This window comes from Verrucosispora sp. TAA-831, assembly GCF_050780145.1.
GTDB lineage: Bacteria > Actinomycetota > Actinomycetes > Mycobacteriales > Micromonosporaceae > Micromonospora.
This window is the reverse complement of record NZ_CP192240.1, coordinates 6,424,660-6,438,050: the sequence shown is the minus strand read 5'-3', so window position 1 is coordinate 6,438,050 and position 13,391 is coordinate 6,424,660. Positions and strand designations below refer to the sequence as shown.

Below are 13,391 nucleotides of genomic sequence, written 5' to 3'. Positions count from 1 at the left end.
TGTTGGGTCCTGAAGGAACAACTGTTGGGTTGTTTGCTTCAGAACCGGATACCACGGCGTGTGTTGTGGTTGGTGGTTGCCAGGCATGGCCTGGTCTTGCATACCGGATGTCGCCTTGTAGGGGTGGTGTTGCTGGTGTGGGGCTGTGGGTTGTGGGTTGGTTGTTTGTTGAGAATTGCACAGTGGACGCGAGCATCTTTGTGGTCAAGTTGTCAAGGGCGAACGGTGGATGCCTTGGCACCAGGAGCCGATGAAGGACGTGGGAGGCCGCGATAGGCCTGGGGGAGCTGTCAACCGAGCTGTGATCCCAGGGTGTCCGAATGGGGTAACCCGGCACCAGTCATGTGGTGTCACCTGCACCTGAACTCATAGGGTGTGTGGAGGGAACGCGGGGAAGTGAAACATCTCAGTACCCGTAGGAAGAGAAAACAAATTTAGTGATTCCGTGAGTAGTGGCGAGCGAAAGCGGATTTAGGCTAAACCGGTTGCGTGTGATACCTGTCAGGGGTTGCGTGGTCGGGGTTGTGGGACTCTGTGTGGTGGGCTGACACTCACTGAAGAAGTTACAAAACCAGTTGTTAGTCGAATGGTCTGGAAAGGCCGACCGTAGACGGTGATAGTCCGGTAGGTGAAAGCAGCTGGTCTTCTATGGATGTTCCCGAGTAGCGGCGGACTCCTGAAATCTGCCGTGAATCTGCCAGGACCACCTGGTAAGCCTGAATACTTCCTGGTGACCGATAGCGGACGAGTACCGTGAGGGAATGGTGAAAAGTACCCCGGGAGGGGAGTGAAATAGTACCTGAAACCGTTCGCCTACAATCCGTCGGAGCCTTGCGGGGTGACGGCGTGCCTTTTGAAGAATGAGCCTGCGAGTTAGTGGCATGTGGCGAGGTTAACCCGTGTGGGGGAGCCGTAGCGAAAGCGAGTCTGAAGAGGGCGTTTGAGTCGCATGTTCTAGACCCGAAGCGGAGTGATCTAGCCATGGGCAGGCTGAAGCGCGGGTAAGACCGTGTGGAGGGCCGAACCCACCAACGTTGAAAAGTTGGGGGATGACCTGTGGTTAGGGGTGAAAGGCCAATCAAACTCCGTGATAGCTGGTTCTCCCCGAAATGCATTTAGGTGCAGCGTCGCGTGTTTCTTGCCGGAGGTAGAGCACTGGATGGTCTAGGGGGCCCACAAGCTTACCGAAATCAGCCAAACTCCGAATGCCGGTAAGTGAGAGCGCGGCAGTGAGACTGCGGGGGATAAGCTTCGTAGTCGAGAGGGAAACAGCCCAGATCACCAGCTAAGGCCCCTAAGCGTGTGCTAAGTGGAAAAGGATGTGGGGTCGCATAGACAACCAGGAGGTTGGCTTAGAAGCAGCCACCCTTTAAAGAGTGCGTAATAGCTCACTGGTCAAGTGGTTCCGCGCCGACAATGTAGCGGGGCTCAAGTACACCGCCGAAGCTGTGGCATTCACATGTGTACTTCGCGCGAGTCTTCGGGCTTGTGTGCAGGTGTGTGGATGGGTAGGGGAGCGTCGTGCCGGGGGTGAAGCAGCCGAGTGATCGAGTTGTGGACGCGGCACGAGTGAGAATGCAGGCATGAGTAGCGAAAGAAGGGTGAGAAACCCTTCCGCCGGATGACCAAGGGTTCCAGGGCCAGGTTAATCCGCCCTGGGTGAGTCGGGACCTAAGGCGAGGCCGAGAGGCGTAGTCGATGGACAACGGGTTGATATTCCCGTACCCGCGAAGGAGCGTCCCTGATGAACCTCGTTGTGCTAACCATCCGATCCATCCAAGACCTTCGGGTTGAGGGTGGAGAGCGTGGGAACCTGGCGGGTAGTAGTCAAGCGATGGGGTGACGCAGGAAGGTAGCTGAGCCCGGCCGGTGGTTGTGCCGGGGTAAGCGTGTAGGCCGACGTGTAGGCAAATCCGCACGTCATGTGGCTGAGACGTGATGCCGAGCCGATTCAGGTGAAGTCAGTGATCCTATGCTGCCGAGAAAAGCCTCTAGCGAGTTTCGAGCGGCCCGTACCCCAAACCGACACAGGTGGTCAGGTAGAGAATACCGAGGCGATCGGGCGAACTGTGGTTAAGGAACTCGGCAAATTGCCCCCGTAACTTAGGGAGAAGGGGGGCCGGAGACGTGAAGCCCCGCGCGGGTGGAGCGTTGTATGGCCGCAGAGAGCAGGGGGAAGCGACTGTTTACTAAAAACACAGGTCCATGCGAAGAAGTAATTCGATGTATATGGACTGACGCCTGCCCGGTGCTGGAACGTTAAGGGGACCTGTTAGCTCTTCGGGGCGAAGCGGAGAACTTAAGCGCCAGTAAACGGCGGTGGTAACTATAACCATCCTAAGGTAGCGAAATTCCTTGTCGGGTAAGTTCCGACCTGCACGAATGGCGTAACGACTTCCCCACTGTCTCAACCACAGGCCCGGCGAAATTGCATTACGAGTAAAGATGCTCGTTACGCGCGGCAGGACGGAAAGACCCCGGGACCTTTACTATAGCTTGACATTGGTATCTGAGTTAGCTTGTGTAGGATAGGTGGGAGCCGGTGAACCTTGTACGCCAGTATGAGGGGAGGCAATCTTGAAATACCACTCTGGTTGATTCGGGTATCTAACTTCGGACCGTTATCCGGTTCAGGGACAGTGTCTGGTGGGTAGTTTAACTGGGGCGGTTGCCTCCTAAAAGGTAACGGAGGCGCCCAAAGGTTCCCTCAGCCTGGTTGGCAATCAGGTGTTGAGTGCAAGTACACAAGGGAGCTTGACTGTGAGACTGACGGGTCGAGCAGGGACGAAAGTCGGGACTAGTGATCCGGCACTTGCGTGTGGAAGCGGTGTCGCTCAACGGATAAAAGGTACCCCGGGGATAACAGGCTGATCTTCCCCAAGAGTCCATATCGACGGGATGGTTTGGCACCTCGATGTCGGCTCGTCGCATCCTGGGGCTGTAGCAGGTCCCAAGGGTTGGGCTGTTCGCCCATTAAAGCGGTACGCGAGCTGGGTTTAGAACGTCGTGAGACAGTTCGGTCCCTATCCGCCGTGCGCGTAGGATACTTGAGAAGGGCTGTCCCTAGTACGAGAGGACCGGGACGGACGAACCTCTGGTGTGCCAGTTGTCCCGCCAGGGGCACGGCTGGTTAGCTACGTTCGGAAGGGATAACCGCTGAAAGCATCTAAGCGGGAAGCTCGCTTCAAGATGAGGTATCCCACCCACCTTTGGTGGGGTAAGGCCCCCAGCTAGACGACTGGGTTGATAGGCCGGAAATGTAAGCCCGGTAACGGGTTCAGTTGACCGGTACTAATAGGCCGAGGACTTGACTATCAAAGTTGCTACGCGTCCACTGTGTAACTCACAACAAACAAACACACCCCGACACGGACAGTGTTGGTGCGGATTGTGTTTGACATGTTGATAAGGTTACGGCGGTCATGGCGGAGGGGAAACGCCCGGTCACATTCCGAACCCGGAAGCTAAGCCCTCCAGCGCCGATGGTACTGCACCCGGGAGGGTGTGGGAGAGTAGGACACCGCCGGACATCTTCTCGTTTTAGGGCCACCCCCACATGGGGGTGGCCCTAAACGCGTTTGGCCCCCTTAGTCGGCCCCCCTAGTCGGCCCGGCGTAGCTTTCGCGAGTCGTGGGCAACGCCGTGGAGAAGGCAATAGAGAGCGGCTGGCTCACACCCTCGCTGGACGTGGCCTCACTGGGCATAGCGGAGCCGCTGGGCCGCCGACCGATCCAGCCCCAGCGGCCCGGATGGAGTCACGCCCGGAATGGGCATGGCCCGCCACACGCCGCCTGCGCCGCTGACGGCCGGTAGGGGAGTTAGCAGGGGTCCCCTGCTATGCGCGAGACGTTAGCAGGGGACCCTTCCTTACACGCGGGCCCGACGGCATGGGAAAGCCCCGCCGGCGTGGGCCGGCGGGGCCGTGGACGGAGCAGGTGGAGGCCGGACGTCAGGCGCCGGGTTCCTTGGCGCAGATGAAGCGCGGCTCGGCGCTGTACGTCCAGGTGAACTTCTCCCGCTTGACGACCTTGCCGTCCTTCTTGATGACCCGGAAGGCGTCCTGGGTGAAGCCCTGGCTGCCGCTGGCGGGGATACAGGTCGGGCCCGGCTCCAGGTAGACCGTCTTGGACGACGTGATGTTGCGTCGCGGGCTGTACTCGGTCTTGACGCTGTCCCAGATCTTCGTGCTCCAGATCGACACGGTGATCGAGCTGCCCGTGTACGAGGTGTCGATCAGCACGCCGTGATCGGTGTTGTTGCGGAACTTGAAGTCGAGGTTGGGCCAGAAGATGGTCGACTCGATGACCGACGGGTAGCGGCTGAAGTAGTACGAGTGGGGCTTGTGCTCGACGTCTTCGAGGCCGGCGTAGTACGTGGCGTTGAACAGCGTGGTGGTGAACTGCGAGGTGCCGCCGCCGACGCCCGGCACCAGCTTGCCGTCCAGGATCACGGGTGCGTCGCGGTAGCCCTGGGCGTAGCCGCGCTCACCGGTGTGCCCGTTGAGTGAGAACGTCTCGCCGGGCAGCACCACGGTGCCGTCCACCTTCTTGGCGATCGTCACGATGTTCTGGCTGCGCGCCGAGGAGAGGCCGCCGGTGAAGTTGGTGGTGAAGGAGGAGACCTTCTCCTTGATGCCGAGGCCGCCCAGTTTCTCCGCGGTGAGCTTCGGCTTCTTCTCCGTCAGTTTCGCGGTGATCGTCCGGTCGTCGGTGCGGGGCAGGACGGCCATCAGCTCGTCGCCCAGGCCGTCGGTCTCCACCTGCTGGCCGGCGCGGCCCTCGACCACCTTCGGTTTGCCGCCGGAGATGGTCATCGTGGCGTCCCTGGGCGCGACCTCGACCTCGTTCAGCCGGTTCCCCAGGGCGTCGCGCAGCCGCTTCATGTCGATGCTGGGTGTGAGCTTGCCCGTCTTGTCGGCCTTGAAGCGGAGGCCCTTCGCGATGGCTGCTGGCGGGATGTTCACCGAGCCCCGGTCCGTGGTCAGCTTCACCGGTGCGGCGACCGCCGGCTCGGCCAGCTCGCGCACCATGCGGTCGACCTCCTCGGCCGAGGTGGCCGGGTGGTTCTCCACCAGCGGCACCGTCACCGGCTGACCGCTCAACCAGCCTGCCTTGACCACGTCGGCGGAGTGCTCCGGGTCGACGGCGAGGCTCGGCTTGGGATGACGCACCTTCGGCTTCGTGCCGGTGAACGTGATCGCCGGCATGGTCATCTTGCGGCCCTGGTCGCCGACGAGCTTCTCCAGCTCGGCCTCCAGCTTCGGCACGTCGACGGAGACCACCGGTTCGACCTGCCGCGAGCCGACCAGCCGGTCCACCGCGTGCGCGTCGGCGGCGGCCGCAGCGGCCACGGTGGCGTCCACGTCGACGGTGAGCCCGACCTCCGCCGGGTTGATCTCGGCCGTCCGCTCGCCGATCTTCACCTGGATCGGGGCGGCGAGTTCGGCGGCGCGACGGTCCAGTTGGGCCCGCAACTCACGGGCCGCGTCGGTCCGGCTCCGTCCGCCGAGTTCGGTGCCCATCACGCTGGTGCCTCGGGGCACGTCTCCGGCGTACGCCCAGACGGTGACCGCGCCCACCGAGGCGAGCACGGCTGTGGCCACCCCGGAGGCGAGGAGCAGGCGGAACCGGCGCGGCCGGGTCGGGGCGCCCGACTCTGGTGGGCTCGCCGGGGGCTCCGGCCGATCGTTCGGCCAGTTGACCGCGGTCACTTCCACGGTGGGCCGATCGTCGGCGGGGGGCTTCTTCTCGCCGTACAACGTCACAGCTACCTCTTTGGGGAACTACCGCAGGGGGAACGGATCCACCCGGAAGACAACTACGGTAACCAACGGTGTGGCCGGCGGGGAGTCCGAGTGACCCGTCAGTCGTCCGGAGAGCCCGTCGGGCAGGTCGGAGCGGTCGTCGTGGTCACTCTTGGTGACCGGTCGTTCGTCGCCGGGTCAGTGGTGCCGCGACGGAAGACCAGCCAGCCCATCACCAGTGCGGTCCCGGCCGCGGTGGCCAGGGCGCAGGACAACACACCGGTGACGGTGCGTGGCGCGATCAGCGTGGCCGTCGTCGCCAGCGCGGCCGACGCCACCCACAACGGTAGGGCCGGCCACCGGGCGGCGGTCGCCACCCGGTCGTTGACGAGCATGAACACCACCGCGTAGAGGGCGCCGGTGGCGGCGAACAGCGGCGCGGACCCGGCCAGGTGGCGGTAGTCGGTGCCGCCGGCGAGGTGGAACGCCACCTCCCCGCCGATGGCGGAGGCCACGACCAGGACCGCGCCGCAGGCCCCGATCAGCACCAGCGCCACCACGCGGGCCCGGCGGTCGCCCCGGGCCAGTCGGGGCAACACCAGCAGCGTGACCACCTGGGGTGCCCACAGCGCTCCCTTGGTGAGGACCGCGCCGACGGCGTACGCGCCGGAGTCGGCCGCCGGCAGCAGTTGACGGGCGAGGAGCAGATCGGCGTACGAGATGGTGAGCATCGCCAGCGTCGCCACGCACGCGGTCCGCACCTGTCGGCCACCGAGTGCCCGAGACGCGGCGTCGCCTGCGGGAGCCGGTGCGGGCGGCTCGTCGACGGACGGTGCCGCGAGGCGGGCCAGGACCGGGATGGCGAGCAGGCCGGTGAGGGCGGCCAGCAGCAGGCAGGCCACGGGTCCCCGGCCGGCCAGGAGCCCGACGACCAGTCCGCCGTAGCGGCCGGCGGCCAGCACGGTCATCGCGGCGGCGAGCCGCAGGAACCGTTGGTCGCCCTGAAGTTCGCCGAGCCAGCGGCCGCTGAGCACGGTGGTGAACGTGGTCGCCGCGAGCAGCAGGGCCAGGGACACCGGCAGCCGTAGGGCGACGGAGAGTACGGGTGCGGCCGCGAGGGTGACCGCTGCGGTGAACGCGGCGGTGCGCAGCGCCGCTCCGGCCTCGCCACCGCCACTGCGACGGGCCCGGTGGGCCGCGACCGCGATCTGGAGACCGAAGCCGGGGACAGCGGCGATCGCCGCCAACGCGAGGACCGTGGCCAGGGCGCCCAGGTCGGCGGCGCTCAGTCGGCGTGCGCCCAGCACGGGTACGACGTACGCCAGCGCGTTGGTCGCCAGGGTGGCGACGGTGACGGCGGCACCGGCCGCGCCGAACCGTACCGTCGCGGCGTCCTTGCCCGTGGTCCGTGTCATGCCACTCCGCGTCGTGCCGACGGGCCGGCGGACCCGCGCGGGTCCGGCCCCGGGCGGATTCGAGTCGGGAGGTGGCCCGACCGGCAAGACCTTACCGGCCGGTAGCCGTCTTCGGCAGCCCCTGCCCCCGCGGCCGGTAACCGTCTAGTGTGCTGCCCCATGGCGTCGACGAAGCTGTCACCGGCAGCGACCTCCGGTGTGGCGGCGATCCTTCCGCAGCGGTTGCTCGCCGGGGCGATCCGCCGGGTCTACCCCCGGGTGGAACCGGAACTGGCGCGGCTGACCGATTTCGTGCCGGTCGGCGGCACCGCTGTCGACGTGGGTGCCTGGTACGGGCCGTGGACGGCCCGGCTCCTCCGGCGTGCCGACCGGGTGGTGGCGGTGGAGCCGACCACCGCGCTGGCCGGTCAGCTCCGGGTGGCCTTTCCGACCGTCGAGGTGGTGGAGGCCGCCGTCTCCGACCACGAGGGCTCGGCGACGCTGTACCTCCCGGAGGGTGGGGCGATCGTCGGCACCTCGTCGGTGGAGGACGGGACACAGGGCACCCCGGTGACGGTCCGGCGGATCACGCTCGACTCGCTCGGCCTCACCGACGTGCGGTTCGTCAAGCTCGACATCGAGGGCCACGAACTGCCGGCGCTGCGGGGCGCGGCGGAGACCGTCCGGCGGGACCGCCCGGTGCTGCTGATCGAGGTCGAGGAGCGGATCCAGCCGGTGCAGCCGTTGTTGGACCTGCTGACCGGCTGGGGGTACCGGGGACACGTGCTGCCCGACCGGCAGTGGATTCCGCTGGCCGACTTCGACCTCGGCGGGCACCAGCGGAAGTCCATCGCGCGGGTCGGCCAGAGCTTCGCCCGACGGGTCGTCTGGCCGCGTCCGCGCTACGTCAACTCGGTGCTGTTCCGTCCCGAGTGAGGCTCCGCCGGACGAGATGTCGACGGCCTACTCCTCCGGCCGGGGTGCCGGTTCGCCGATCGCGATCTCGTTGGTGCAGAGCGTCAGGTCCGTGCCGGTCACGGTCAGCTCCACGCTGTCCCCACCGCCCACGATCCGGAAGAAGCGCTGGTTCAGCCCCTTCCTGATCGGGAAGACCGCCTCGCCACTGCCCAGTCGCAGGGTCGCCGTGCCGTCGGCCGAGCTGAGATAGCCGACGCGTACCACCCAGGGCCACGCGAAGCGCGGCTCGTTCAGCGGTATCCGGACCGTCTCGCCGCCGGTCACCAGGTGACCGCAGCCCTCCCGGGAACCGGGCTGGATCGTGCTGCCGACGACCGTGGCCACCTTGACCCGGCCCAGTCCGTCGAGTACCGACGGGTGCTCGGCCTCGTCGACGTAGGTGGGGCGGGCGCCGAGTGCGCGGAAGAACCGGGACTGGAGGTTGTACGGCTCCGAGAGGCGCGGTACGACGTTGTCCGGGACCGGGGAGTCGAAGAAGACGGTGTCGGGCGGCGCGCTGGCCAACTCGATCCGCACCGTGTCGATGTACGACCGTCCGGACTTCGCCGCCCACTCGTCGCCGTACCGGGAGGTGGTCCAGGCCGTGCCCAGACAGACCGCCACCAGGACCAGGGCGAGCGTGACGGCCACCGGCTCCCGGTAGCGCTCCGGCAGCGGTCCAGCGGCGGGCGGTGTGGCGGCGGGCGTCCGCGCCAGGCCGACGACGGCGACACCGAGGCAGATCGCGGCGACCACGACCACATCGCTGACGTACCGCGGCACCCCGCCCGCCACGCCGCTGAACGCCGACCCGAGCCGGGTGGCGGCCAGCATCGCCGCCACCATGACCAGGTACGCGACGAGCAGCAGCCAGGCCCGTCCGGCGCGTGGGCGCAGGCGGACCGTCGCCACGACCACGGCGACGACGATCACCCAGCTCACCCAGGTGCCGACCCTCGGCGGGGCGGTGACCGGGGCGCCGTCACCGGCCCCGAGCCACTGCCACGGCCCGCCCACCAGACCCGGCACCACGGTCGAGTTGAGCATCTGGGCCAGGAACGAGAAGACCTCGTCGGGAGAGTCCGGCCGGCGCAGGGAGGACTCCGACCGGGTCAGGTACGCGGCCATGAAGACCAGCGAGAGCGCCGTCAGCAGCAACCATGATGGCCACCAGCGACGGATCGTGGTCCAGACGGTGCGCAGCGGGCCGCCGTCGGCGTAGAGGGCGGCGGTCAGCAGGAAGACCAGCGCCACGACCAGGATCGCCTTCTCGAAGAAGAAGAGCCCGAACAGGACGGCGAGCGCCAGGGCCACCAGGTGCCGGGGCCGTCGGGTCCGTACGTAGTCGACCTGCGCGCGGATCGCGAGCACCATGGCGATCTGCATCGGCAGCATGTTGACGCCGACCGCCCACCAGGTCGTCGCCTCCAGGGTCAACGGGCTGAACAGCAGCAGACCGAGCGGGAGGAGGATCAGCCACGACGGCTGGAGCAGGCGGCGCAGCAACTGGAGGAAGACGACACCGAGGATCGCCTGGCCGATCGCCATGAGCAGCACGTACGGCCAGTAGTCCAGGCCGACGTACTCGGTCACCAGCCAGATGATCAGCCGCCCGCCGGGCATCAGGTGGTTGTTGTAGAGCGCGAACAGGTGCGCCACGGTCAGGTCGGACTCGGCGGCCTGGGTGATGAGCACGTAGTCGTCGGCCGCCAGGAAACCGCGGAACGCCACGTGGGCCCGCCAGAAGACGCTGAGCGCGATCATGGCCAGCGCGGTCACCCGGATCGGATCGCCGTTCCACCAGCCGGCGCTCCGGTCGGGTGCCGCCGTCACGTCCGCCCCCGTCGATGTCATGGCGGGAAGATTGCCACACCCGTCAGCCCGCCCCATCCGGCCAACGGACGGTTCGACGGCCGCCGCCGCACCGGTGCCGCGTACAGTGACCGCCACCAGCGCGGCCGATGCCGCGCCCGGCTGTGATGGGGTCGACGGATGCGGGAACGGCTGGTGCCGCACGCGGTGGCGGCCTCCGTGGTGGCGGTGGTGCTCGCCCCGCTCGCCCTGCCCGGCTACGTGTTGCGGTACGACATGGTGTTCGTGCCTCGGCAGACGCTGAGCTGGGACCTGATCGCTCCGGCCACCGCGCTGCCCCGGGCCGTCCCCCAGGACGCGGTGGTGGCGCTGGCCAACCTCTTGGTTCCGGGGTGGCTGCTGCAACGGCTGGTGCTGGTGGCGATCCTCTATCTGGCCGCGCTGGGTGCCGCACGGCTCGTCCCGACCGAGCGGGTGGCCGTACGGGTGGTGGCCGCACTCGGGTACGCCTGGACCCCGTTCCTGGCCGAGCGGTTGCTGATCGGACAGTGGGGGCTGCTGGTCGCGTACGCGGTGCTGCCGTGGTTGTTGCGGGCGGCGATCGAGGTGCGGGCGGGTGAGCGGTACGCCCTGCATCGGCTGCTGCTCTGCGTGGCGGCCTCGGCCATCACACCGACCGGCGGGCTGCTCGCACTGGTCGTGGCAGCGGTGTTGCTGGTGGGGCGGTATCCGGGGGCGCTGCGGGCGGCGTCGACCGGGCTGGGCGCGGCGATGCTGCTGAACGCGCCGTGGCTGGTGGCGGGCGTGGCCGGTGCGGGTGATGCGCGCTCCGATCCGGCCGGGGTCGCCGCCTTCGCCGCGCGGGGCGAGAACTGGGCCGGTCCGTGGGCGGCGCTGGCCGGCACCGGCGGTGTCTGGAGCGCCGATGCGACTCCGGCCTCCCGGGCGAGTTGGCTGGTGCCGCTGGCGACGGTGCTGGTGCTGGCGGTCGCCGGGTACGGCGTACCCCTGCTGTCGCGTCGGTGGCCCACCTCGATCGTCGCGCGTCTCGGGGTGCTGGCCGTGGGGTCGTGGGTGGTCGCGGCGCTCGGCGTGCTGCCCGGAGGGGCGGCGCTGCTGCGTTGGGCGGTGGCCGAGGTGCCCGGCGCCGGCCTGGTCCGGGACGGGCAGAAGCTGTTGGTGCCGTACGTCCTGGCGCTGGCGGTCGCGGTGGCGTTGGGGGCGGAGCGGGCCGCCGGGCATTTGGCCGCCCGGTTCGACGCCGCCACCGGACGGGTGTTCCTGGTCGGTGCGGCGTTGCTGCCGGTGGCGGTCCTGCCCGACCTGGCGTTCGGTGCCGCCGGTCGGCTCCGCCCGGTGAGTTGGCCGGCCGACTGGACGACGGTGAGTCGGCTGGTCGCCGAGCGTCCGGGCGAGGTCGTCTCGTTGCCGTTCCAGCAGTACCAGAGCTATGCCTGGAACGACGGGCGGGTGGTGATCGACCCGGCGCCTCGGTACCTCGGCGTACCGGTGCTGATCGACGACACGCTGCGGGTGGGCGCCACCCCGGTCGTCGGTGAGGATTCCCGGGCCGCCCGGCTGCGCGACGTTCTGGCGGCCGGGCGGCCGGTGGCGTCGACCAATCCCCGTTGGGTGCTGGTGCAGCGGGCGGCCGGACCGCCCCCGGACCCGGCCACGCTGGACGGCCTGCGCCCGAGATACGCCGGGAGCGAGTTGACCCTGTACGAGAATCCGATGTGGATTTCGGGCTCTGAGCCGGCCGGGCCGGGGCCGGTCGGTCTGGCCCACCTGCTGGCCGCGACGGCGCTGCTGGTCGTCGGTCTTTCGGGCACTGCGCAATGGTGCTACCGCGTGGTAACGTCCCGGCACGCGAGTCCCGCGGAAGGAGAAGGTGGATGAAGAACCTGCCTGCGTTCGTCGCCGTCGGGGTACTCGGAATCGTGCTCGGCATGCTCGGCAGCGTCGGTCTGACGAACGTGCTCAGTCCGTCCGCCAAGGAAGCCGCGAACTCCACGGTGAGCGAGCAGACCGAGGCTCCCCTCTACGGCACGCGCTGACCTGAGAACGTCCGACGGGGTGTCCGCGACCCGGGCACCCCGTCACCGTGCGCGGGACCGTCAACCGGTGGCAGCGGTCGCCCGCGCCACCAGTCGCGCGAACCGCGCCCCGGTCGCGGCCCACGTGAAACGGGCGGCGTGCGCCAGTGCGGCCTCGCCCATCGCCTTGCGTCGGACGTCGTCGCCGAGAAGCTCGCGGACCACGGCGGTGAACTCCCCTTCGTCGTCGACCAGCAGGCCGGTCCGGGTGTCCACCATCGCCTCGGCGACGCCACCGGCGTAGCGGAACGCCACCGTCGGGGTGCTGCGCGCGGCGGCCTCCACGATGGTCAGCCCCCACCCCTCCTTGAGCGACGGGGTGAGGGTGAGCCAGGCCGAGCAGAGCAGCGCGTGCTTCTCCTCCTCGGTGACGAATCCGGCGAACCGCACCTGGCCGGTGATGCCGAGCGAACTGCACAGTTCCCGCAACGGCTCCTCCCACCAGCCCTGCCCGGCCACCACCAGTTCGAGTTCGGGCAGCTCCCGGGCGAGTTCGGCGACGGTGCGCAGCGCGATCTCCACCCGCTTGTGCGGGACCAGGCGGCCGAGCACCAGGAGCGAGGGGTGCGGCGTACGCGGCCACGCGGGGCCGATCACCGGCGGAGTGCCGTTCGGGACGACCTCGATCCGCTCCGCCGCCACACCCAGCGCGGTCAGTTCGGTCCGGCTGGCCTCCGAGACGGTGACGTACCGGCAGCCCCGATAGAGCCGTACCGCCAACCAGGACTCGATCCACCAGCCGAGCCGGGCCATCCTCGGGCCGAACACCACCGGCCACTGCTCCCGGTGCACGTGGTGCACCAGCGCGATGACCGGCCGTCCGGCGTACAGCGGGGCGAAGAAGGGCACCCCGTTGCACACGTCGACGACCAGATCCGGCCGGCCCAGCCGACGACGGCTCAGCGGTCCCCGCCCGAACCGGCCGGCGACGCAGGTCAGCGCCGCGCGGAGGTAGACGGTCATCCGGGTGCCCCGGCGCAGCACGCGGACCCCCGACTCGGTGGTGCCGGCTGCGGCGGCGGCACCGTGCGCGGCGCAGAACAGGGTCACCCGGTGCCCCACGGCGACCAGTTCGGCGGCGATGCGCTCGATGTAGACCTCCGACCCGCCGCCTTCCGGGTTGGTGGTGTCGCGCCAGTTGAGGAACAGGACGTGGCGGGAGGGGGTGCCGTTGGTGTCCACGCTGCTCCTACTGATGAGTAACTGAGCACGATCGCGCCACCCTAGGACCGCCCGGCCCGAGTGCGCAATGGGTAGTTCCGGCCGTGACGGTCCATGACCGTCCATCGATCGGGGGTTTGCCGACGGACCGAAACCTTGGCAGGGTGTGCAGCGCAACCGCCCGCGATCGCCGAGTCCTTCGCTCGTGGTGGCGTTGTGACCTGCGTC

At 68.1% G+C, this 13,391-nt stretch carries 7 protein-coding genes and 2 rRNA genes; 5 read left to right on the top strand and 4 right to left on the bottom strand.

Going from position 1 to position 13,391, the window contains the following annotated elements:
• Positions 1-202 precede the first annotated feature (202 nt).
• Both ACQVFL_RS28700 and rrf read left to right on the top strand, forming a co-directional pair.
• Positions 203-3,315, top strand: a 23S ribosomal RNA gene (locus ACQVFL_RS28700).
• 97 nt (positions 3,316-3,412) lie between these two features.
• Positions 3,413-3,529, top strand: a 5S ribosomal RNA gene (gene rrf, locus ACQVFL_RS28695).
• Between the two features lie 420 nt (positions 3,530-3,949).
• On the opposite strand, the gene ACQVFL_RS28690 is transcribed toward rrf, so the two are convergent.
• On the bottom strand, positions 3,950-5,764 hold the full coding sequence (locus tag ACQVFL_RS28690) for a VanW family protein (protein ID WP_396689588.1): 1,815 nt from the start codon (positions 5,762-5,764) through the stop codon (positions 3,950-3,952).
• Positions 5,765-5,862: 98 nt separating this feature from the next.
• On the bottom strand, positions 5,863-7,158 hold the full coding sequence (locus ACQVFL_RS28685; protein ID WP_396689590.1) for a polysaccharide biosynthesis protein: 1,296 nt from the start codon (positions 7,156-7,158) through the stop codon (positions 5,863-5,865).
• Between the two features lie 159 nt (positions 7,159-7,317).
• Between ACQVFL_RS28685 and ACQVFL_RS28680 the strand changes: the two genes are divergently transcribed.
• Positions 7,318-8,073 (top strand): FkbM family methyltransferase, encoded by a 756-nt coding sequence (locus ACQVFL_RS28680; RefSeq protein WP_396689592.1) that lies wholly within the window; start codon positions 7,318-7,320, stop codon positions 8,071-8,073.
• Between the two features lie 27 nt (positions 8,074-8,100).
• Here the strand turns inward: ACQVFL_RS28680 and ACQVFL_RS28675 are convergent, their stop codons facing one another.
• The gene (locus ACQVFL_RS28675) at positions 8,101-9,948 is read right to left on the bottom strand and encodes a hypothetical protein (RefSeq protein WP_431727983.1); all 1,848 of its coding nucleotides are present in this window, start codon (positions 9,946-9,948) and stop codon (positions 8,101-8,103) included.
• A 138-nt stretch (positions 9,949-10,086) separates the two neighbouring features.
• Between ACQVFL_RS28675 and ACQVFL_RS28670 the strand changes: the two genes are divergently transcribed.
• Entirely contained in the window at positions 10,087-11,805 is a 1,719-nt protein-coding gene (locus ACQVFL_RS28670; protein ID WP_396689596.1) for a hypothetical protein, read from the top strand.
• A complete protein-coding gene (locus ACQVFL_RS28665; protein WP_396689598.1) occupies positions 11,802-11,963 on the top strand; it encodes a hypothetical protein in 162 nt (53 codons plus the stop codon). The genes ACQVFL_RS28670 and ACQVFL_RS28665 overlap by 4 nt, the downstream gene beginning before the upstream one ends.
• 60 nt (positions 11,964-12,023) lie before the next feature.
• Here ACQVFL_RS28665 and ACQVFL_RS28660 read toward each other — a convergent pair whose 3' ends face one another.
• Positions 12,024-13,184: a glycosyltransferase family 4 protein gene (locus tag ACQVFL_RS28660; protein ID WP_431727982.1), complete on the bottom strand. Its 1,161-nt coding sequence runs from the start codon at positions 13,182-13,184 to the stop codon at positions 12,024-12,026.
• Positions 13,185-13,391 lie beyond the last annotated feature (207 nt).